The 19,868-nt window shown below is 58.8% G+C and carries 18 protein-coding genes and 1 pseudogene; 10 read left to right on the top strand and 9 right to left on the bottom strand.

Features of this window, described 5'->3' with window-relative positions; all coding sequences use genetic code 11:
* Positions 1–3: 3 nt before the first annotated feature.
* Positions 4–201, bottom strand: coding sequence for a hypothetical protein (locus ACN0RV_RS18740; RefSeq protein ID WP_417350039.1), 198 nt, complete (start codon positions 199–201; stop codon positions 4–6).
* 363 nt (positions 202–564) lie between these two features.
* Here ACN0RV_RS18740 and ACN0RV_RS18735 point away from each other — a divergent pair, with 363 nt between their 5' ends.
* A complete protein-coding gene (locus ACN0RV_RS18735) occupies positions 565–1,482 on the top strand; it encodes a SphA family protein (RefSeq protein WP_417350037.1) in 918 nt (305 codons plus the stop codon).
* Positions 1,483–1,658: 176 nt separating this feature from the next.
* Here ACN0RV_RS18735 and ACN0RV_RS18730 read toward each other — a convergent pair.
* The 3 genes and pseudogenes from ACN0RV_RS18730 to ACN0RV_RS18720 form a co-directional block, all read right to left on the bottom strand.
* Positions 1,659–2,912: pseudogene (locus ACN0RV_RS18730) on the bottom strand (MFS transporter); the annotation flags it as partial.
* A 53-nt stretch (positions 2,913–2,965) separates the two neighbouring features.
* Positions 2,966–3,304, bottom strand: coding sequence for a cytochrome c3 family protein (locus ACN0RV_RS18725; protein ID WP_417350035.1), 339 nt, complete (start codon positions 3,302–3,304; stop codon positions 2,966–2,968).
* A 57-nt stretch (positions 3,305–3,361) separates the two neighbouring features.
* Positions 3,362–4,891 (bottom strand): FAD-dependent oxidoreductase, encoded by a 1,530-nt coding sequence (locus ACN0RV_RS18720; RefSeq protein WP_417350033.1) that lies wholly within the window; start codon positions 4,889–4,891, stop codon positions 3,362–3,364.
* A gap of 314 nt (positions 4,892–5,205) precedes the next feature.
* On the opposite strand from ACN0RV_RS18720, the gene ACN0RV_RS18715 reads away from it, so the two are divergent.
* On the top strand, positions 5,206–6,825 hold the full coding sequence (locus ACN0RV_RS18715; RefSeq protein ID WP_417350031.1) for a sigma 54-interacting transcriptional regulator: 1,620 nt from the start codon (positions 5,206–5,208) through the stop codon (positions 6,823–6,825).
* Here ACN0RV_RS18715 and ACN0RV_RS18710 read toward each other — a convergent pair.
* From ACN0RV_RS18710 to ACN0RV_RS18700, 3 genes are all read right to left on the bottom strand, one after another.
* Positions 6,818–7,153, bottom strand: a complete 336-nt coding sequence (locus tag ACN0RV_RS18710; protein WP_417350029.1) for a glutaredoxin family protein — start codon at positions 7,151–7,153, stop codon at positions 6,818–6,820. The two genes, ACN0RV_RS18715 and ACN0RV_RS18710, sit on opposite strands and share 8 nt — an antisense overlap.
* A 90-nt stretch (positions 7,154–7,243) precedes the next feature.
* A complete protein-coding gene (gene feoB / locus ACN0RV_RS18705; protein WP_417350027.1) occupies positions 7,244–9,493 on the bottom strand; it encodes a ferrous iron transport protein B in 2,250 nt (749 codons plus the stop codon).
* 3 nt (positions 9,494–9,496) lie between these two features.
* Positions 9,497–9,727, bottom strand: coding sequence for a FeoA family protein (locus ACN0RV_RS18700; RefSeq protein WP_286341030.1), 231 nt, complete (start codon positions 9,725–9,727; stop codon positions 9,497–9,499).
* A 327-nt stretch (positions 9,728–10,054) separates the two neighbouring features.
* On the opposite strand from ACN0RV_RS18700, the gene ACN0RV_RS18695 reads away from it, so the two are divergent.
* The gene (locus ACN0RV_RS18695) at positions 10,055–10,264 is read left to right on the top strand and encodes a dodecin (protein WP_417350025.1); all 210 of its coding nucleotides are present in this window, start codon (positions 10,055–10,057) and stop codon (positions 10,262–10,264) included.
* Between the two features lie 43 nt (positions 10,265–10,307).
* On the opposite strand, the gene ACN0RV_RS18690 is transcribed toward ACN0RV_RS18695, so the two are convergent.
* Both ACN0RV_RS18690 and ACN0RV_RS18685 read right to left on the bottom strand, forming a co-directional pair.
* A complete protein-coding gene (locus ACN0RV_RS18690) occupies positions 10,308–10,556 on the bottom strand; it encodes a YdcH family protein (protein ID WP_417350059.1) in 249 nt (82 codons plus the stop codon).
* A gap of 164 nt (positions 10,557–10,720) precedes the next feature.
* Complete coding sequence (locus ACN0RV_RS18685; protein WP_417350023.1) at positions 10,721–10,993, bottom strand: DUF3081 family protein; 273 nt, start codon at positions 10,991–10,993, stop codon at positions 10,721–10,723.
* A 201-nt stretch (positions 10,994–11,194) separates the two neighbouring features.
* On the opposite strand from ACN0RV_RS18685, the gene glpK reads away from it, so the two are divergent.
* From glpK to menE, 7 genes are all read left to right on the top strand, one after another.
* A complete protein-coding gene (gene glpK / locus ACN0RV_RS18680) occupies positions 11,195–12,700 on the top strand; it encodes a glycerol kinase GlpK (protein ID WP_417350022.1) in 1,506 nt (501 codons plus the stop codon).
* Positions 12,701–12,879: 179 nt separating this feature from the next.
* Positions 12,880–13,320, top strand: a complete 441-nt coding sequence (locus tag ACN0RV_RS18675) for a hypothetical protein (RefSeq protein WP_417350020.1) — start codon at positions 12,880–12,882, stop codon at positions 13,318–13,320.
* A 138-nt stretch (positions 13,321–13,458) separates the two neighbouring features.
* The gene (locus ACN0RV_RS18670; protein ID WP_417350018.1) at positions 13,459–14,811 is read left to right on the top strand and encodes an isochorismate synthase; all 1,353 of its coding nucleotides are present in this window, start codon (positions 13,459–13,461) and stop codon (positions 14,809–14,811) included.
* A complete protein-coding gene (gene menD / locus ACN0RV_RS18665) occupies positions 14,808–16,526 on the top strand; it encodes a 2-succinyl-5-enolpyruvyl-6-hydroxy-3-cyclohexene-1-carboxylic-acid synthase (RefSeq protein WP_417350017.1) in 1,719 nt (572 codons plus the stop codon). The genes ACN0RV_RS18670 and menD overlap by 4 nt, the downstream gene beginning before the upstream one ends.
* Positions 16,510–17,259, top strand: coding sequence for a 2-succinyl-6-hydroxy-2,4-cyclohexadiene-1-carboxylate synthase (gene menH, locus ACN0RV_RS18660; protein ID WP_417350015.1), 750 nt, complete (start codon positions 16,510–16,512; stop codon positions 17,257–17,259). Before menD ends, menH begins: the two co-directional genes overlap by 17 nt.
* A gap of 7 nt (positions 17,260–17,266) precedes the next feature.
* Complete coding sequence (gene menC, locus ACN0RV_RS18655; RefSeq protein WP_417350013.1) at positions 17,267–18,223, top strand: o-succinylbenzoate synthase; 957 nt, start codon at positions 17,267–17,269, stop codon at positions 18,221–18,223.
* Positions 18,211–19,602: an o-succinylbenzoate--CoA ligase gene (gene menE / locus ACN0RV_RS18650; protein WP_417350011.1), complete on the top strand. Its 1,392-nt coding sequence runs from the start codon at positions 18,211–18,213 to the stop codon at positions 19,600–19,602. Before menC ends, menE begins: the two co-directional genes overlap by 13 nt.
* Positions 19,603–19,868: the final 266 nt, after the last annotated feature.

Raw genomic sequence — 19,868 nt, 5'->3', positions numbered from 1 at the left:
GCCTTACAGGCTCCAGTAGGGGTAGGTAAAACAGGTGACTGCCAGGGCGCTCCAGAGCAGCATCGCCAGCCAGTAGAGGCCGGGCTCGTCAGACCGGGTATGCCGATGCCACAAATAGGCACTGCCGCTCACCAGGTCCCAAAGCACCCACAGTGTCAGCAGGATACCCAGGCCATAGGAAAATAGATATTCGCCGCTCATAACTGTCCCCCAACTCAAGATGGCATCAGTGTAATCCAGTTAGAACCTGAAAAAGTGTCCCAGGCTGCGGAGAGGGCAGTTACGTCCAAAGCCACAGAAGCAGGTAAACACTGAACAAACACCCAGTAATCAAAGTAAGACTCGGGTTTCATCCTGAGAATCCGGACATCAAAAAAACGCCCATTGTGAGACCCATGAGGATGCTTTTAGGCGTCAAATCAGTGGCATAAACCATGCACTCCTCAGTGTCGGGCCCCAGCTATTGAGCCCCTTGTGGGTATCCCTGACATGCCGAGTCGATGAGAGGGCCCGATTCCTTACACACAGGGTTGGCTGTCCCCTGAGACAGCTCTGGAGAGAAAAATGATGAAATGCCTACAACGTACCGCCGTCCTGGCATTGCCCATGGTGATGATGGGCAGCGCACTGGCCGCCACCTCGGGATCGCACTACTCCCTCGGAGGAGAAGGGGTCGAAGCGGGAACCCCGCCGCCACCTGGGATGCACTACCGGCTCTACAACACCTGGTATGACGCAGACACCCTCACCGATGATAACGGCGATGCCCAGCAGATGGACTTCAGCCTGGAGGTGTTTGCCCAGGCCCACCGGTTCGTTAACGTTACCGACACCAAGATCTTCGGCGCCAACTGGGGCTATAACCTGATCGTGCCGGTCATCGACAAAGAGATCGCCATCGGCGGCGCCTTCGATGCCTCCTCCGGCTTTGAAGTGGGCGACATCGTCATCGAGCCCCTGGCCCTGTTCTGGTTCAACCCGCGCTTCGACGCCATTCTGGCCATCGCCGCCATCGCGCCCACCGGCGACTACAGTGCCGACAAGCCGGAATCCGTGGGTTATGGCTACTGGTCGGGAATGATCACCGCCGGCGGCACCTACTTCTTCGACGATGATCGCAGCTGGAGCTTCAGCACCCTGTCCCGCACCTTGTGGCATGGACACCAGGATGACACCGGCATCAGACCCGGGATGGAGTTCTGCCTGGAAGGAGGTGTGGGCAAAAACATCCTGTTGGATAATCACTGGCTGATCCGCCCCGGCGTCAGTTACTCCGCAGGCTGGCAGATCAGCGACGACAGCAAGGATGGGGCGAGCTCCATTGCTAACCAGCGCAAACGCTCCTTTGGTCTGGGTGCTGAGCTGAATGTGATGTACCTGCCCTGGCTGCTGCAGGCCAACTTGCGCTTCCACAGCGAGTTCGACAGCAAAAACACCGCCGAAGGGGAGTCTCTGGTACTGACCTTCACCAAATCCTTCTGACCCAACCTGGTTGGGAGCTCAGGCTCCCAACCGCCTCTCCAGTCATCGACTCAAGGAGTCCTGCCGTGAAAACCTGGTCTCAGATGCTGCTGACCGATGCCCAAGGCAACACGGTGCTGATTGCCACCGCCTGCTCAGGGGCAACCGGCCCCAAGATACAACCCACAGAGCCAGAGTCACCCGCCAGGTTGACGCCGGTGTTCAGCCCCAGCGGCCCAGTGTTCTCCCCGCCCAGATGGCGACGCAGAGGAAAAACGAACCAGCAGGAATAGGGAGGCGATGAGGGTAAGCAGCCCGGTCACAACAAAGACGCCGCTGAGCCCACAGCTTGCCAGCACGCTCCCACCAAGCAGGGGACCAAAGATAAACCCCAGATTGAGCACCAGATAAAACACACTTAAGGCCACTCCCCGCTCGAAGCGCTCCCCCTGTTGCAGCAGCAACGAGGTGCACGCCGGTTGGGCCAGGGCCGTCAGCCCGCCCAGCCAGGCGCCAAGCAACAGCGCCTGAGCATACTCCTGCACCACAGCCATCAGCAGCAACCCCAGTGCCGTACCGGCAGTGCACCCCACCATCATCAGGTAACGGCAGCATCGGTCACTGAGCCACCCGCCCGTTTGCAGCAGCACCAAGGTCATCAGGCTGTTGGCCGCCAGCACGGTGCCAGTTTGGCTGAGGCTGAGTCCTATCTCATCCCTGAGCATCATGGGCCAGAACAGGCCGACCTGGGCAATGCCCAGAGTGCGGGTGAAGATGTAGATCAACAGACTCTGCAAGGCTGGATCGCGACACAGCCGCACCATCCCCAAAACCGGCCTCCGGGAGGGCGGCAGCTTCTCTGGGCGACCGGTCTCGCCGGGCAGCGTCAAGGCCAGGCCCAGGGAAAAAGACGCCGACAACGCCAGCAGGCAATAGACTCCGGCGTAACCAAAGTGGTCCCCTAAGGCCCCTCCCAGCAGGGGTCCCAATGCCAGGGCAGAGTAGAACGCCAGGTCAATGCGTGCCACCGTTTGCCCCCGGCGACGAGGCTCAGCGAGATCGCTGACCAGGGCCAGCATCAATGGCCTGAACAGGGCCGACAATCCCCCCTGGAGGATACGCAACAATGCGATGGCGTAGAGGTGATCCAGAGCCAGGAAGCCTAAGGCGATCAGCAGCTGTCCCGACAGGCAGAGCAGCAGGCTGCGCCTGGTCCCCAGACGCGACAGACACCAGCTAGCCATAGGGCTGAACAGACATTTGGAGCCGGCATAGAGGGTCAGCACCAGGGCCAGAAACCCGCCCCTGATCCCAAGGTCGGTAAGATAGAGTGAAAAGAAGGCATCGGTTACGCCCAGACCCAGGGTGGTCAGGAAGTTGATGCCAACGAGAGTGGAAAACAGGTTGCGCCCCGCCATGACTTTACTCCGCCAGCCCAAAGGGCTGCGTGTGACCCTCCAGAGGCGTTGCCGAGACCGTCAAAGCGCAACCCGGGCAGGTGTTCCTAGGGAACCTGTTTGTTGAATGCATGACACTCGTTGCAGTACATCACCGGCTCCTGGTGAGCCAGGTGACACTTGGTGCAACGAACTTTGCCATGGGGAGACTCGTGGAAGTCGACGCTGCGCTCCTCCGCCTGGAAGATGGGTAACTCCACCTTGTCACCGTGACAAGCCTTGCAGGTCTTGCTCTTGGCACGTTTGGTGGGCTTTTCGGTCTGATGACAGTCGGCACACTCGATGCCCAGGCCAGCATGGCGATCACCCAGATGCTCCTTGGCCACCCCATTGAGAGAGAAGGCCAGTGCGGCCACCGCCAGCACAGTCAGTGCAGTTTTTTTCATTGTTAAACCCTTGAAACAGGATAGATGGGCCCGACCAGCGGCCGGGCCCGAAGCGGATTACATCTTGCCGAGCTTCTGAGCGATGTGCTGAGAGGCGAAGCGGCCGGAGTTGATGGCGAAGGAGGAAGCCATACCCTCCAGGGTCAGGTTGTAGGAGTCACCGTAGACACCACCCACCTCACAGCCCACCACGTAGAGGCCTTCAACCGGCTTCATGTCCTTCTGGCGCAACACCTGCATTTCGGTGTTGGTGGTTGGGCCGCCCAGGGTGATCAGGGTGGCGTTGTCGCCCTTAACCGCAAAGTAGGGAGGCTTGCTGATGGGACGGACATACTTGCGATCCTTGGGGAATTCCTCATCCAGGCCGTTCTGGGCATAACGGTTGTTGTCTTCGACGGTTTTCTTGAAGGCAACCGGGTCCACGCCCATCTTCTTGGCCAGGCCTTCGATGGTGTTGGAAACGTAGAGGTAACCCTCCTTCTGACCGACCTCGATCCCCTCCTCCAGCAGATCCAGCTTGTGGCCTACACGAACCCAGTCGGAGTGGGAGATGTCGATCCCCTCATTCATCATGTAGTCCTTGAGGTTGTCATCGAACACGGCAAAGTAGGAGCCGCCGACACGCTCAACCGCCGGGCCGGTGTTGTACCACAGGGGTGCCTGGGACTCGTCGATGAAGCGCTTGCCATCGCTGGCCACCCACATATAGGGCTGGCGCAGCAGCGAGGCCAGCTGAGAGTAGACCGTAGTGTGTTCCGGCATGCTCAGCTGGGTGTTTGGATCTTTACCGGAGAGCCAGGCACCAATGGCCAGGTGGGTGCTCATTCCCTCGTAACGTGCCCCCACTTCGTCAAACCATTTCAGGCTGTCGCCGTCGCGACCGGACTTGGGACCCACGATGGCGTAATCGGCGCGGACACCATATTTCTCAAGCATTTCAGGGTTGTTGATGAAGCCACCGGAGGCAACCACCACGCCACCCTTGGTATTGAACTGGTAGGTCTCGCCCTCACCGTCCTCCGCCATGATGCCGGTGACCTTGCCGCCTTTGTAGATGATCTCGGTTCCGGGGGTTTCAGTCAGAATGGTGCCGCCCGCTTCCTTGAAGGACTTGGCCATCTGGTTCACAAACTCCACCCCTTTGCCATCTTTGAAGATGTGCCAGGTGCGGTAGCCATCGGTAAACAGGGTACGCACGTCGTGGAAGGTCACGCCGTGATCTTCCATCCACTCGATGCTGTTGGCTGAGTTGTTGATCCAGCGACGGATCAGGGGACCATTAATGAAACCATGGTTGAACTCCATGTGGTTCTTATAAGCCCAGTCTCTGTCCAAGCCCACATACATGGATTTCTGGTGGTCGGTTTCCACCGCGAAAGTCCCCTCGATATACAGGGCTGAGCCACCGATGCTGGGCATCTTTTCCAGCAGCACGGTCTTCAGGCCCGCTTCTTGGGCTTCCACGGCGGCCGCCAGGCCACTGGCACCGGCCCCCACCACCACAACGTCGACGTTTTTAACAATGTCTGCCGCCCAGCTGCCGGCACTTAAAAGAGACGCAGCCACCAGAACTGAGAGTTTCTTCATATTTTTCACAATGTAATCCTCATCATCTCGGCATAACGATGCTCATCACACCGAAGAGTTTTATTTTTGTTATCCTTTTTTGACGGTATTCATATATCGCTGACAAATACCAGCCAATGACCAAGGCAAAAAAGAACGATGCGTCAGAAAGTACCCTTCCCAACATCAACCATGAGATTGCAGCCTTTGTGCCAAACATATAACCAATTGATTTATATGAACCCACACACAGCTTTCGTGATCTGCGTTGGTTCCAAGAAGAAACCAGGGTTTCAAATTGAAACCCTTTATCAGGAATAAGAAGGGGCGTATTTATGCTAAGTAGTGAAATTAACCCAAGAGAGTTCCTTGATTTTCTTCCGGATGAAGGGTTAATTAAATTTAAAGACCAGAGAATGGTGTTATTTGATGCCGTCGCCCTGGGCTTGTTAAGAAAAGAACTCATCGATCAATTTGGCACCTTTGTCGCCCGCTGCATCCTGACCCGCTTTGGCTACGCCCACGGCTGGCGAACCGGGCAGATCCTCAGCAATGAGTTTCCTGAAGCCTACATGGACCCCCAAAGTGGTTCGAATCTGCACATGCTGTTTGGCATCACCAAGACCTTTGCTTTCAAACCCCGAAGTGGCGGAGACAACGCCCTGCTGGAGGTGCATTGGCACAACTCCTATGAAGCGGAGCAGCATCAGCTGAGCATCGGTGAGTCCGACGATCCCGTGTGCTGGACCCTGACTGGCTTCGCCAGCGGATTTGAGTCCTGGAAGCACAACCGGGAGGTCTACTTCATCGAGGATATGTGCACTGGCAAGGGGGACCCCTACTGCCGGGTCATCGGCAAATTCAAAGAGGATTGGGGCGAGCAGCTGGAACCGCACAAGCCCTTCTTTTCCATGGCCTCCTCCGACTCCCTACTCAAGGAGCTCACCAAGAGGCTGGAACTGACCCAAAAGGCACTCAGGGCCAGGCAGACAGAGCTCAGCGATCAGCCTCAGACCGTCGAGGGCTTCATTACTCAGAACCGGGAGATGACCCGGCTGATCCAACTGGCCGCCCGGGTGGCCAAGGTGGACTCCTCCGTAGTGGTGTCCGGCGAGAGTGGTGTCGGCAAAGAGCGACTCTCCCGCTTTATCCATGAGCGCTCCAACCGCTCCGCCAAGCCCTTTGTCGCCATCAACTGCGGCGCCCTCACCGAAACCCTGCTGGAGAGCGAGCTGTTTGGCCATAAGCGCGGTGCCTTCACCGGGGCCGACCGGGACCGGGCCGGCCTGTTCGAAGAGGCCCACCTGGGTACCCTGTTTCTCGACGAAATCGGTGAAATTTCCCCAGCCATGCAGCTCAAGCTACTGCGCACCCTGCAAGAGCAGGAGGTACGCCGGGTGGGAGAGAATCACAGCCGCAAGGTGGATGTGCGCATCATCGCCGCCACCAACAGGAACCTGGAACAGGAGGTGGCCGAAGGGCGATTCCGGGCGGATCTCTACTACCGCCTGTGCGTGGTTGAGCTGAAGATTCCCAGCCTGAGAGAGCGCCATGAGGATATCCTGCCCCTGGCACGCTCCATTCTGGAGAGCAAAAATCGACAGATGGGAAGGAGTATTCGGGGCTTCTCCAAGAAGGTAACCCGAATCCTGGAGAACCACCCCTGGCCGGGCAACATCCGCGAGATGCAGAATGTGGTGGAGTACTGCACCGCCCTGTGCCACGGCAGGGAGATCACCACCGAGGACCTGCCCCCCTCCCTGAACGCCCCCATGGGCCTGCCCCAGAGGATCGCCGCCCACGCCCTCAGTCTGGAGGAGATGGAACGGGAGTACATTCTGTCGGTGGTAAGGGCCTGCAAAGGCAACAAGGCCCAGGCGATGAAAATTCTCAGCATTGGGAAAGCCACCCTCTACCGAAAACTGAAGGAGTATGGCTGGGACGGCTCTACCTGAGGGACTGAATCAGCAGCTGGGGCTGATGGCCGCGAATGGCCCGGCCTTTGACCAGCACCAGAGGGATACCATGACCACCAAACTGAGCGAACTCCCGAGAGCCCTGTGGATCCTGCTCCATATCCAGTTCCACAAAAGGGATGTGGTTGTTGGTCAGAAACTGGCGTGTGGCCGCGCAGGCGCTGCACCAGCTGGCACTGTAGAGCACCACATCACTGTTGTGTTGCTGGTTTAACTGAGCCGCCAGCCGACCGCCAGCCCCCAGTTGGAACAGGGCATAGCCCAACAACGCCAGCACCACAGCCGTGGCAGATACCCATCTCATCATAGTCTCTCCCGCTTCAATGACCCCTTATACACCGAATCGGACACAAAAAGAAAAGGCAGCCCTAGGGCTGCCTTATATCAGTAGTTTGACTTACTCTTGAATGGCTACCGGAATGTCACCGACACCCATCTGGCTGCGCTTGCCCACTTTGCGCAAGTAAGCGATACCCGCCACCAGCAGCATCAGAATGATGCCGATGTGGAACAGGGCATGAGCTGGCTCTTCCACCAGGCGGGAAGCCTGGTAGAACAGAGTCGCTGTCGCGTAGGCTACTACAAAGGTGTACACCGCGCTGAAAGCGGTCCAGCGAGATCCAAACTCACCGGCCATGGCACCCAGCACTGCGGCACAGGGGGTATACATCAGGATAAACAGCAGGTAGGCAAAGGCAGCCGCACCGGTTTCAAACTGGGCTTCCAGATTCTTCAGGGTCGCCGCTTCGAAACCAAACTCTTCACCCATGGCGTCAGTATCCTGAGCGTCACCGATGTTCAGGCCCAGAGGATCATCCCAGGCAATACCGAACATATTCTCGGGAATGGTCGCCAGACCTTCGTTTACAGCACCTATCAGGCTGAACTCTCCGGCTTCCTCTTCACCACCCTGGCTGTACAGGCTGTTCAGAGTACCCACTACCGCTTCTTTGGCGAAGATACCGGTAATTACACCAACGGTGGCAGGCCAGTTTTCCTCTTTGACACCCATGGGATCAAACACTGGGGTCACAACTTGAGCTGCCGCAGACAGAACAGAGTTTTCAGAGTCTTGGTTGCCAAAGCTGCCGTCGGTACCCATGGAGTTAAAGAAGCTCAGAATGGTGACAACGATAACGATGGTCTTACCTGCGCCCAGAACAAACTGCTTGGTGCGCTGCCAGGTGCGGCGGCCGATGGCGCCCAGAGTCGGCATCTCATAGTCAGGCAGCTCCATGAAGCCCTGGCTGGCTTCACCGGGCAGCAGGGTATGGCGCAGCAGCAAGCCCGTCAGGATGGCCGCCACGATGCCGATCAGATACAGGGCGAACACCAGGTTCTGGCCATTTTCAGGGAAAAACGCCGCCACAAACAGGGCATATACAGGCAGACGAGCACCACAGGACATAAAGGGTGCCATCATGGCCGTTACAATACGCTCTCTCTTGGTATCCAAAGCCCGGGTTGCTGTTACGGCAGGCACGTTACAGCCAAAGCCAACAATCAGGGGCACAAAGGCTTTACCAGGCAGACCGATCTTCTGCATTACACCTTCGATGACGAAACCGGCTCGGGCCAGATAACCGGAGACTTCCAGAATGCTCAAAGCGATATAGAGGAAGGCCACAACAGGGATAAAGGTCGCCACGGTCTGGATACCAGCCCCGACGCCGTCAGACACAATGGCACCAACCCAGTCAGGCAGACCCGCGCTCTCCAGCAGCAGGGCAGAACCATCCACAAAAATAGCGCCAGCGACAATATCGAAGAAATCGATAAAGGAGGCCCCGATGTTAATGGCAAACATAAAGGTCAGGTACATCATACCCAGGAAGATCGGCACCCCAGTCATGGGGCTCAGGGCATAATGGTCCAGCTTCTCTGTCATTGATTTGATAACAGAAGGCTTAGAGAGCACCGACTGAATCAGTTCACCGATAAACTGGTAACGGCGATCGGCGATATGCTCGGCGGGGGAGATATCCTGCGCCACCAGCCTATTGGACGCCTGCTGGGCTGCTTCATCAGCCTGGGACAGAAGGCGGGTAATGGCACTGGCTCGGCCTCCCCCAAGCTCAGTCACAGACTGCTCAACAGCGGCCCCCAGATCGATGGCAAGAGGTTCGCAAGCCTCATTGGCCTTCGCCATGGCTGACATAGCCTCTTTCACCAGTTTGGGACCGGCTTCTGTCTTGGCGCTGATCTGCACCACTTTGCAACCCAGGCGCTTTTCCAGGGCGTCGGTATCAACCTTAATACCGCGACGCTCGGTCACATCACACTTGTTCAGTACCAACAGCATGGGAACATTCAATTCACGAAGCTGAGTGGTCAGATAGAGGTTTCGCTCCAGTTGGGACACGTCCACAACGTTAACCAGAAGATCAATCTCCTGCCCAAGCAGGAATTCACGACTGATCTTTTCATCGATGAACGCATCACCATCGGCGGCTTCCAAATCGTAAAGGCCCGGCAAGTCGGTAATCTCTGCACTCTTTCCAGCCAGATCCAACTTACCCACTTTCTTGTCGACGGTGACACCTGCCCAGTTACCGACAGACACGTTATTACCAGTCAGGGCATTAAACAGAGTTGATTTACCGGAGTTGGGATTACCAACGGTCGCGCAACGCAGTACTTTAGACACTTGTTAAACCTCTACGTGAATCTGTGCAGCCAGGCGGTTGTTGAGACAGAGGCTGGCTCCCCGCACCTTTAACTGAACGGCACCGCCCAGGGGCGCAGAGCGAACCATACGAACCTCACTGCCTTTGGTGAAACCCAACGCCATGAGGCGACGCTTAAGTGCAAGCGACATGGTTTGGTCGCCCAAGCTAGCGACACAGCCCACTTGCCCTTGATCTAAATCTGATAAAACCATTGCGGCACCCAACTACAAACAAGAATTGATATCATTTTCAGTTGAGTATACTAACTGCCTTCAAAAATTCTTTGACCTAGCTCGCCGTTTTCACCTCAAATAGAAATAATTCACGTTTGAGTTATCTTTCTCTGAGACAACGCACAAATTTTAGTAACTTTATAGTTTCCAGCATCTTGAATAGCATTCTCTCTCCAGAGAAAAGCCGTCCTGCACTCTCTCACCTGCCCAAAACAAGCCTCAATGCCGCTTCATCAGCCGGACGCTTGAAAAGAATCAATTCAGATCCGTCACCTATACTGAAACTTTGTTCAGAGGAGAGTGACCATGGGCAATCACACCTATAAGAAACTGGAGCTGGTGGGCTCCTCGCGGACCAGCATGGAAGACGCCATCAACAGCGCCATCGACAGGGCCCATCAGACGGTAGCCAATCTGCGCTGGTTTGAGGTGGTGGAAACACGGGGTCAAATAGAGAACGGTAAAGTGGCCTACTGGCAGGTGACACTGAAGGTCGGGTTTACTTTGGAAGAGTAGGGCAGGCCGGGACCACCCCAGCCTGCGACATGACACGGTCGGATCAGGCGCTTTCTGCCTGCTTTAACCGGCTGTAGAGATCGTCTTTCAGGGTTAGGCGCTTAAGCTTCAAGCTCTCAAGGTACTCGTCTGTGGTGTTTTCGAGGCCCTCCTCGATGCGGCGGACTTCGCGGTCCAGCTCGTGATATTCATTGTACAGCTTATGGAAGGTATCGTCGGAGAGGTTCAGTTCCTGAATCAGTTCCACCTGGTTGGGAAACTCGTTAACCAGGCTGTGGTCTTGAATTATCATCACGCATTCCTCCTTGGGTGTCTGATTCCATAATGCTCCCCTCACTTGCGCATTTGTTTGATGCAGATCAGTAAATTATTCGTTATGAAACTGCTTCATTTTTTGGTCACATTGGCCATGCAGACGAGTGAGAGGCTGAACAAAAACCGCTCAACCCCAGCCTGTCAGGACTTGACCGTTAATGCAGCGGTTGCCACAGCCTCGATTCGCACCAGAAACTGATCCAGGGCGGCACCATCCGGGTAATCCAGCTGGTATCTGTTGTGAAAAAGCAGGGTGAGGGTCACAACCTGGTCCGACAGAAACAGGGTGTAGCCATCAAAGTCACGCCAGGCCAATACACCCTTGAACTGATATCCCTGCGGGCCGGGGACACCCAGGTCGCACACTTTTTGATAGACCTGCAGCAACCTTCGGGTATCCAGCTGATTTCTCATGTCACTCCGCTCCAGAATCAGTTTCCGAACCAGGTCGTCTCGCCACCCTCCAAACATGGGGTTGCCTATTGCATGTGGGTAGTGATCTGTTTACGGAAGCTTGCGCGGCTTGGCTCACTCCGGTCGGGTGTTGGCGCAAAGATGTACAGCGGTGGCCAACATGCCCTAGTATGAAATAAAACCCTATCAAGCCATTGAGTTATGTCTGAATCTACCCAGTTCATCGTTGCCCTGGATCAGGGCACCACTTCCAGCCGCGCCCTGCTGTTTGACCGTCAGGGCCAGGTGATCGGCACCGCTCAACGGGAGTTTACCCAGCACTACCCCAACCCGGGCTGGGTGGAACATGACCCCATAGAGATCTGGGCCAGTCAGAGGGCGACCCTCACCGAACTGCTGGCCAAATGCCGGGTGGGTCATCAACAGGTAGCGGCCATTGGCATCACCAATCAACGGGAAACCACAGTGGTGTGGGACAGGGAGACCGGCCAACCGATCCACAACGCCATTGTCTGGCAGTGCCGCCGGACTTCCGAGCTCTGCAGCGAACTGAAAAGCCAGGGACTCGAAGCCCAGGTTAAACAGAAAACCGGCCTGGTGCTGGATCCCTACTTCTCCGCCACCAAGATCAGCTGGATTCTGGATCAGGTCCCCGGAGCCAGGGAGAGGGCAGAGCAGGGCAAGCTGGCGTTTGGCACCATCGACAGCTGGCTTATCTGGAACCTGACCGAAGGCAGGGTGCACGCCACCGACGTCACCAACGCCAGCCGCACCATGCTGTTCAATATCCACACCCTGGAGTGGGACCAGACGCTGCTGAGCGCCTTCCGGATCCCCGGGTCCATGCTGCCCCAGGTCAAAGCCAGTGGTGAACTCTACGGCCAGGCGCAGCTGGGCAACGTCCAGGTCCCCATCAGTGGCGTAGCAGGTGATCAGCAGGCGGCCCTATTTGGGCAGCTCTGCCATAGCCCGGGCATGGCCAAAAACACCTATGGCACCGGTTGTTTCCTGCTGATGCACACAGGACAGAAACCCGTGGCCTCAAATCATGGCCTGCTCACCACCCTGGCCTGCAACCTGCCGGGAGAGGTGAACTATGCCCTGGAGGGAGCGGTATTTATGGGAGGCGCCAGCGTGCAGTGGCTTCGGGATGAACTGGGGCTGATTCGCCACGCCTCTGAAACCGAAGCCCTGGCCCAATCGGTACCGGACACTCAGGGTGCGTATCTGGTGCCCTCCTTTACCGGACTGGGCGCCCCCCATTGGGATCCCTTTGCCCGGGGCACCCTGGTGGGGATGACCCGGGGGACCAACCGCCAGCATCTGGTGCGGGCCACCCTGGAGTCCATCGCCTACCAGTCCATGGATATTCTCAGAGCCATGGAGCAGGATGCCGGCCAGCCGCTCAGCCAGCTCAGGGTCGATGGCGGCGCCACCGCCAATCAGTTCCTGATGCAGTTCCAGTCCGACATTCTGGATACCTGTGTGGTTCGCCCCGCCAATGTGGAAACCACCGCCGCCGGGGCCGCCTACCTGGCGGGGCTGGCCTGTGGCTATTGGCCCAATCTCACCGCCCTGACCCGTGAGGTGACAGAGCCGCAACAGTTCCAGCCACAGATGACAACCCAAACCAGAGAGACCCTGGTCAAAGGTTGGAAGCGGGCCCTGGCCGCCAGTCGCCACTGGTCCTCTCTGGGGGGTGGATAAGGTTAACGTCGGGGAGCCCTTGCTGCTTTTTTCTGCAACCTTGAAATTACCTCGTTGGAATACCTGCGCTACATCATCGGGTTAGCGCACAGTTTTGCCGACCAATCCGAGGCAATTGCGGATCTCGCGACCAATCCGGAGTACAAAAAGGGGGACACTGAAGACCTGTAACGGCAGACATGATCACACTCGCTCATCACTCACACCGCCGGGGACTGACCCTAAGACCCCTGCTGCTGACCCTCGCCTGTGTCGGTGCCTACATGCAACAGCTGCCCTGGATGCTGTCGTCGCTGCTGGCGTTCCTCAGTTACCTGGTCTGGTATCAACCTCGACGCTATCACCAGGGGGACCTTCCTGAGGTACTGCATGAGGAGTGCAGGGCGATGCTCTCCCTCTCTCCCTGGGTTCGGGCCCTGGTGGCGCTGGGGCTGACGGCCCTCATCGGTGTGTTATTGCTGGTGTTCTGGCAACAGCAATGCCGCTCCGGACTGGTGTTGATTGCCGTGGTCTCTCTGGGCAAAACGGTTTGGAACTTCCTATTTATCGGTAAGTTAGGCAGCGAGGAACTCCTTGCTACCTTGGCATCGATCATCGGAGCTGCAATACTGATGGATTGAGCCCTGTACCCACAGCGGTGAATGAGTATACTAGGGCGCCAACCGGATCACGCATTGCTGAACGGCACTTGACAGCAAACTGCTTCGAATCTTACTTTCAGCAGCTTAACGTTTCCAAACCACCTTCGGAGTCATGCGATGGATAAGCCATCTCTCTCGACCGCCATCAGTCGCATGCAGTCGAGGCTTGCCCAGTTAGCCCACAGGCAACCGGAAAACTCCAAGGTCCAACTCTCCGAATCGATTCAGCCCACCCTGCTGCTTCCCTGGCTGGCTGCTCAGCAGCAATGGCCCCAGATCTACTGGCGAGGACGCAATCAGGGAGAGCAGGTTGCCGCCATAGGCGCCTGCCAAACCCGCCGCATCGATCAGCAGCCCTCCCAGCAGCTCAGCGAATTCTATGAGGAGTGCTGCCGCCTCAATCACGCAGGCCTTCGCTGGTATGGCGGCATCGCCTTCGACACCAAACAGCCTGCCTGGGAGACATTCGGTCAGGCCCAGTTCATCCTGCCAAGGCTGGAGATACGTCAGGGAGAGAAAGAAACGCAGCTGCTGCTCAACCTGGACGGCCAGCCGGACACCTGGCTGCAGGAGCTGACCTCGGCGGCCGCTTTTCTGGAACAGATCCAGGGGATCAAGCCCCTGCCGCCACTGGCGCCGGGACACATCCTCTCCCGCCAGGACACCCCGTCGGAGTCCCACTGGCACAAGTTGGTCAAGCAGGTCACCGAGCCAGAGTTCAACCGGGATACCCCCAAGGTGGTGCTGGCTCGTCAGAGTCAGCTGCAACTGAGTCACCAGCCCCACCCCTGGACGGTGCTGCATGCCTGGCAGCTGCTCAACCCCAACAGTTACCAGTACGGCTTCCAGCTGAATCCCAGTGACAGTTTCATCAGCTGCTCTCCTGAGCGGCTGTTTCAGCGACGCCAACAGGAGCTGAGTACCGAGGCTCTGGCAGGCACCACAGTGCGAGGCTTCACCCAGGAAGAGGACGATGCCCTGGCCCAGGCGCTGCTGGACGATGACAAGAACCAGCACGAAAACCAGCTGGTTCGTCTGCTGATTGAACAGAAGCTTCAGCCCCTGTGCGACTACGTCGGCACCGAGGAGAGCCCCTCCATTCTGAAGCTGAACCACATCCAACACCTGCACCGTACCATCAAGGCGGAGGTGAAGCATGGCGTCAACGACCTGCAACTGTTGCAGGCTCTGCACCCCACCCCGGCGGTAGGCGGCTTCCCCCGGGAAAGCGCCATGACCTTTATCCGTCAACGGGAAGGGTTCAGTCGCGGCTGGTATGCCGGCGCCTGCGGCTATTTCAATTGTCTGGGCAGCGAGTTTTCCGTGGCTCTGCGTAGCGCCCGCTTCAGCGGCGACACCATTACTCTGTTCGCCGGAGCCGGCATTGTCGCCGGGTCCGATCCGGAAGCGGAGTGGCAGGAGCTGGAAAACAAGTTGGCCACCATTATGGGAATTCTCAACGGCCTATGAACACGACACCAATCGCCGATCTAAACCTTCTGTGGTCAAAACTGATGCTGGAGGAGCTGTGGCGACTGGGCGTAAAACACATCTGCCTGGCCCCCGGGTCCCGCTCCACCCCTCTGACTCTGGCCGCGGCCGAGCACCAGGGACTCACCCGCCACACCCACTTCGATGAGCGCGGACTGGCCTTTATGGCCATGGGCCTGGCCAAATCCAGCCGCAGCCCGGTGGCCCTGGTGACCACCTCGGGCACCGCCCTGGCCAATCTCTATCCAGCCATCGTCGAAGCCTTCCTGACCAAGGTGCCGCTGATCCTGCTCACCGGTGACCGGCCACCGGAGCTTATCGACTGTGGCGCCAACCAGGCGATCATTCAGCCGGGGATCTTTGCCGACTACTGCACCAGGGTGGACCTGCCCACGCCGGATCCGAACATCCCCCCTCAGGCCCTGTTGACCCAACTGGACCATGCCCTGGGCAGCAGCACAGGCCCGATTCACGTCAACTGCATGTTCCGCGAACCCCTCTACCCCAAGGCCGATCGCACCGACTTCAGCGACTACCTCTCCCCTGTGGGTGAATGGCTCAAAGGCGATAGCCCCTGGAGCCCTATGGCCAACCTCAGCAGCAAGGCCCTGCCCACAGAGGCGCAGTGTCTGGCATTCGCTGACGCCAAAGGGGTGATCGTCGCCGGCACCCTGCCGCCGGAGCAAGACCCTCAGCAACTGGTCGCCCTGGCCGAACGCCTGGGGTGGCCCCTGCTGGCCGACTGTCAGTCACAGCTTCGCCAAGTGGACGGCGTGGTGCACCACATCGATCAGTTGCTGCACCGGGAAGATTGCCAGGCACTTCTGGGTGAGGCGGCGCATCTGCTGCTGGTGGGCGCCCGCACCCTCTCCAAACGGATGCTGAGCTTCATCGACAGCCATCAGTGGCAGAATCAGTGGCAGTGGCTGCAACACCCCCAGAGGCTGGACCCCAATCACAAGCCGAAACTGGTGTGTGTGGGGGACCTTCAGGATCTGATGGCCCTGCCCTGGCCCCAGGCGGCCAAGCCCCTCTGGGCACCACAGCTGAACCAGGCCGGCCGGGCGCTGGATCGTCTGATTGAACGCCTCCACGGCCACGGTGAACTCACCGAACTCTCGGCCATTCGCCATCTGAGTCAGGCCCTGGGGGACCATGCCCAGCTGTTTATCGGCAACAGCCTGCCGGTGCGGCTGTTCGACACCCTGGCCGCACCGACCACAGCACCGGCGCCCATCTACACCAACCGGGGCGCCTCCGGCATCGATGGCCTGCTGGCCACTGCCACCGGAGTGGGCCGGGGCAACCGTCGACCCACAGTGCTGGCCATCGGCGACCTGTCACTGCTGCACGATCTCAACTCCCTGGCACTGGTCCGGGATTGCGACTTCCCCATGGTGGTTCTGGCCATCAACAACGACGGCGGCAGCATCTTCAACCTGCTGCCGGTCCCCAATGAACCGTTGCGCCAGGATTACTACCGACTGGGCCACGGCCTGCAGTTCAAGGGCGCCGCGGAGCAGTTCCAGCTGCCCTACCTCAACCCCCAAAGCCTGGATGAGTTCAGGGAAAGCCTGGGTGAAGCCATGACCACCAATGGCGCCACCCTCATCGAACTGAGCCTACCACCCAAACAATCGTCCGAGCTGCTGGTGGCACTGGCCAAGGCGGTCAACGATGTCCCCCTCGACTGAACGCCCCACCCTGGTACTGCTCCACGGCTTTCTGGGCAGCGCCGGGGATTGGCAGTCCGTGCTGCCGGCGCTAGAGCGGCAGTTCCACTGCCTGGCGCTGGATCTGCCCGGCCACGGTGACAACCGTTTTCCCCTGAATCAGGGCCCGGGCTTTGACGAGGTGTGTCTTCATCTGGAATCCCAGTTGCCACAAGCGCCGTTTCATCTGCTGGGCTACTCCCTCGGCGGCCGCATCGCCCTGCATCTTGCCCAGCGCCATCCAGAGCAGCTACTCAGCCTGACGCTGGAATCGGTCCACCCAGGGCTTAAGCTGGAGTCGGACAGGGCGCAGCGGCGTCAGGCCGATGGCCAGTGGCAACGCTTGCTGCAGCAGCACTCCCTCGGCGATTTTCTCGAGCGCTGGTATCGCCAGCCGGTGTTTGCCAACCTCTCCGACCAAGCCAGAAAAAAGATGATAGAGGCGAGGCTGGGCAACAACGCGTCAGCCCTGGCGGCCCTCTACACCAACACCGGTCTTGGCTGGCAACAGGATCTGAGACCCGCAGTGGCTGAGCTGACTGTGCCTGTGCATTACCTCTGTGGCCGGGAAGACAGCAAGTTTGTCGCCCTGGGCCGGGAGATGGACTCGCTGGGGCTGCTCACCAGCCTGCACAGCTTCCCCTGTGGTCACAATGTTCACCGTGCCTGCCCGGCCCCCTTTGCTGATACACTGATTCAAACCCTGATCCCCTGAGGCCCCAATGAACGCCCTTGCCCTCTATCGCTACGCCATCCCCTTCCACAGCGCCATCGACTTCAATGGCCACAGGTTGACTCAACGGGAGGGGCTGCTGATCAGGCTGGAGCACGACGGCGCTATCGCCTGGGGCGAGGCGGCGCCGCTGCCCGGATTCTCCCGGGAGAGCCTGGCGGAGGCTCAGGCGCAGCTGCTCTTGCTGATGCCCGCCCTCAAGGAGAGTGACCAACTCCCTGAAGGGGCCACTCTGCCCTCTGTGCGCTTTGCCCTCTCCAGCGCCCTGTGGCAGCTGCACAAGACTCACAGGCTGACTCACCTCGAACCCACCCCGCTGCTTGCCGGCACTTCACAGCAGATCGTCGATAAAGCCACCAATATCGATGCTAGATGCCTCAAGTTAAAGGTGGGGAGAGGGTCGGTGGAGGAGGAGATCCGCCTCATCTACAGCCTGCTGGAGCAGGATCCCAAGCGCCGCTTCCGCCTGGATGCCAATCAGCGCTGGACTGAACAACAGGCCACCGAATTTGCCGCCTCCATCCCCCTGAAGCAGGTGGACTTTATCGAAGAGCCCACCCCGAGCCTGGAGACCAACCTGGCCCTGGCCGCCTCCCTGGGGTTGCCCCTGGCCCTGGATGAAACCACCCAGGCCGAGGGTTATCGATACCAGCCCCTGCCAGGCGTCAAAGCCCTGGTGCTTAAACCCCAGCTGATCGGCGATCTGGATACCCTGGCCAAGATGGTGGACCAGGCGGATCACGATGGGGTCAAGGTGGTGCTCTCCAGCGCCTTCGAGTCCAACCTCGGCCTAAGTACCCTGGCGGACCTGGCGGCGGAGCTGACCCCGGACCAGTCACCTGGACTGGATACCCTGGATGCCCTCCAGGCCGATCTCATCATGCCGGCGCGACAGGGAGTGCCCTGCTATAGCGAAGATCAGCTGGAATGCTTATGGCAGGGCTAGTCTGTCTGGCCCGGCAGGGGGCCGAGAAGTTTGCCGACGCCATCGCCATCGAGGGGCCTCAGGGTTCATTGAGCTTTTCGCAGCTGGATAGCCGGGTGGGTGAACTCACCACCCGCCTGATCCGGCAAGGGGTGGAGCAGGGGAGTCACCTGGCCGCGGTAGGTCCCACCAGCCTGGAACTGGTATTGCTGCAACTGGCCTGCATTCGACTCGGTGCCGTGTTCGCGCCACTCTCACCCCGCTTTCCCGACTCCCAACTGATGCAGTTGCTGAACCAGATCGACGCCCGCTTCCTTTGGCATCATCAGGGGGTGTCACTGGGTGGGCTGACCAGCCTCAGCCTGGAAGAGGGGCTGCCCCCCAATGACGGTAACCCCCTGTCCAGATCGCAACCGGTCAGTTTGATCCTCACCTCCGGCTCCTCGGGTCACCCCAAGGCGGCCATGCACAGCCTGGGCAATCACCTCGCCTCGGCTGCCGGTTCCCTGGCACAGATCCCCCTGGCGCCAGGAGACCGTTGGCTGGCCTCGCTGCCCATGTTCCACATCGGTGGCCTGGCCCTGATGTTCCGCTGCCTGGATGCCGGTGCCACCTTGGTGTTGCCCAGACACAAAGAGCTGCTGCACAACCTGAGGGAGACTCGGGTCAGCCACCTCTCCCTGGTGGCCACCCAGCTCGGTTGGCTGCTGGATGCCAAGGACAGTGCGGCATTGATGGCCCCACTGAAGCTGGTGCTGCTGGGGGGAGGCCCCATTCCCCAAGCCCTGCTGACGCGACTGAGCCACCACCCCATACGGGCCCTGACCAGCTACGGCATGACCGAGATGGCCTCGCAGATCACCACGGGACCGGCCAACGACCAGGGGCTCTCCGGCACCCTTCTGCCCGGGAGGGAGCTCAGGATTCATCAGGGGATCATCGAAGTCCGCGGGGAAACCCGCTTCTTGGGCTACTACCAGGAGGGCAGCCTGAACCAGCCATTCGACGATCAGGGCTGGTTCCACACCAAAGACCGGGGTGAGTGGCACGGAGAGAGCCTCAAGGTGCTGGGCCGGGCCGACAACATGTTCATCAGTGGCGGCGAAAACGTTCAGCCGGAAGAGATCGAGGCGGCACTCAAACAGCACCCACAAATCGATGACGCCGTGGTGTTGCCCGTGCCCGACGACACCTTTGGCCTGCTGCCCGTGGCCGTAATTCGCGGCAACGCCCAGCTTCCAGACCAGGAGGAGATGGATCGCTTTCTCGCCCCCAAACTGGCCAGATTCAAGCGTCCCCGCCGCTATCTGACCTGGCCAAAGGAGTATGTCCAACAGGGATTGAAAGTCAGCCGACAGGGGCTGTCAGCCGCCCTGGGAGAGCGCCTCAAGCTGGATTAGACGCGATACATTAACAGCGAGCAATAAGGCCCATAGCTGACGCTATGGGCCTTACTTTATCCAGAACTTAAAAGCCGTGTTTCCTACTGGTGCTGTCAGCTCCCAGGGTGCCATCTCAGGACTCTGTGACCTCCCCCAGCACCGTCATGCCGTATATGGACTCCTCCCGAGTTTCAACCTCCAGCGCAGACTGTAGTGGTCAACTAAATCCGGACACCTGTTTAGCCCGATTCTCGGCTTCCGCAGGCGGCACCCCATCATTGTGT

The sequence above is a fragment of the Ferrimonas sp. genome (genome assembly GCF_048263965.1).
In the GTDB taxonomy this organism is placed as follows: Bacteria; Pseudomonadota; Gammaproteobacteria; order Enterobacterales; family Shewanellaceae; genus Ferrimonas.
Note: the sequence above shows the minus strand (reverse complement) of the source record. Positions and strands in the feature narration are given on the sequence as shown.

Excerpts from the sequence above, each read along its gene's own strand:
- ACN0RV_RS18740 (WP_417350039.1), bottom strand. The coding sequence starts at position 201 with ATGAGCGGCGAATATCTATTTTCCTATGGCCTGGGTATCCTGCTGACA.
- ACN0RV_RS18735 (WP_417350037.1), top strand. The coding sequence starts at position 565 with ATGATGAAATGCCTACAACGTACCGCCGTCCTGGCATTGCCCATGGTG.
- ACN0RV_RS18725 (WP_417350035.1), bottom strand. The coding sequence starts at position 3,304 with ATGAAAAAAACTGCACTGACTGTGCTGGCGGTGGCCGCACTGGCCTTC.
- ACN0RV_RS18720 (WP_417350033.1), bottom strand. The coding sequence starts at position 4,891 with ATGAAGAAACTCTCAGTTCTGGTGGCTGCGTCTCTTTTAAGTGCCGGC.
- ACN0RV_RS18715 (WP_417350031.1), top strand. The coding sequence starts at position 5,206 with ATGCTAAGTAGTGAAATTAACCCAAGAGAGTTCCTTGATTTTCTTCCG.
- ACN0RV_RS18710 (WP_417350029.1), bottom strand. The coding sequence starts at position 7,153 with ATGATGAGATGGGTATCTGCCACGGCTGTGGTGCTGGCGTTGTTGGGC.
- ACN0RV_RS18700 (WP_286341030.1), bottom strand. The coding sequence starts at position 9,727 with ATGGTTTTATCAGATTTAGATCAAGGGCAAGTGGGCTGTGTCGCTAGC.
- ACN0RV_RS18695 (WP_417350025.1), top strand. The coding sequence starts at position 10,055 with ATGGGCAATCACACCTATAAGAAACTGGAGCTGGTGGGCTCCTCGCGG.
- ACN0RV_RS18690 (WP_417350059.1), bottom strand. The coding sequence starts at position 10,556 with ATGATAATTCAAGACCACAGCCTGGTTAACGAGTTTCCCAACCAGGTG.
- ACN0RV_RS18685 (WP_417350023.1), bottom strand. The coding sequence starts at position 10,993 with ATGAGAAATCAGCTGGATACCCGAAGGTTGCTGCAGGTCTATCAAAAA.
- glpK (WP_417350022.1), top strand. The coding sequence starts at position 11,195 with ATGTCTGAATCTACCCAGTTCATCGTTGCCCTGGATCAGGGCACCACT.
- ACN0RV_RS18675 (WP_417350020.1), top strand. The coding sequence starts at position 12,880 with ATGATCACACTCGCTCATCACTCACACCGCCGGGGACTGACCCTAAGA.
- ACN0RV_RS18670 (WP_417350018.1), top strand. The coding sequence starts at position 13,459 with ATGGATAAGCCATCTCTCTCGACCGCCATCAGTCGCATGCAGTCGAGG.
- menD (WP_417350017.1), top strand. The coding sequence starts at position 14,808 with ATGAACACGACACCAATCGCCGATCTAAACCTTCTGTGGTCAAAACTG.
- menH (WP_417350015.1), top strand. The coding sequence starts at position 16,510 with ATGTCCCCCTCGACTGAACGCCCCACCCTGGTACTGCTCCACGGCTTT.
- menC (WP_417350013.1), top strand. The coding sequence starts at position 17,267 with ATGAACGCCCTTGCCCTCTATCGCTACGCCATCCCCTTCCACAGCGCC.
- menE (WP_417350011.1), top strand. The coding sequence starts at position 18,211 with ATGGCAGGGCTAGTCTGTCTGGCCCGGCAGGGGGCCGAGAAGTTTGCC.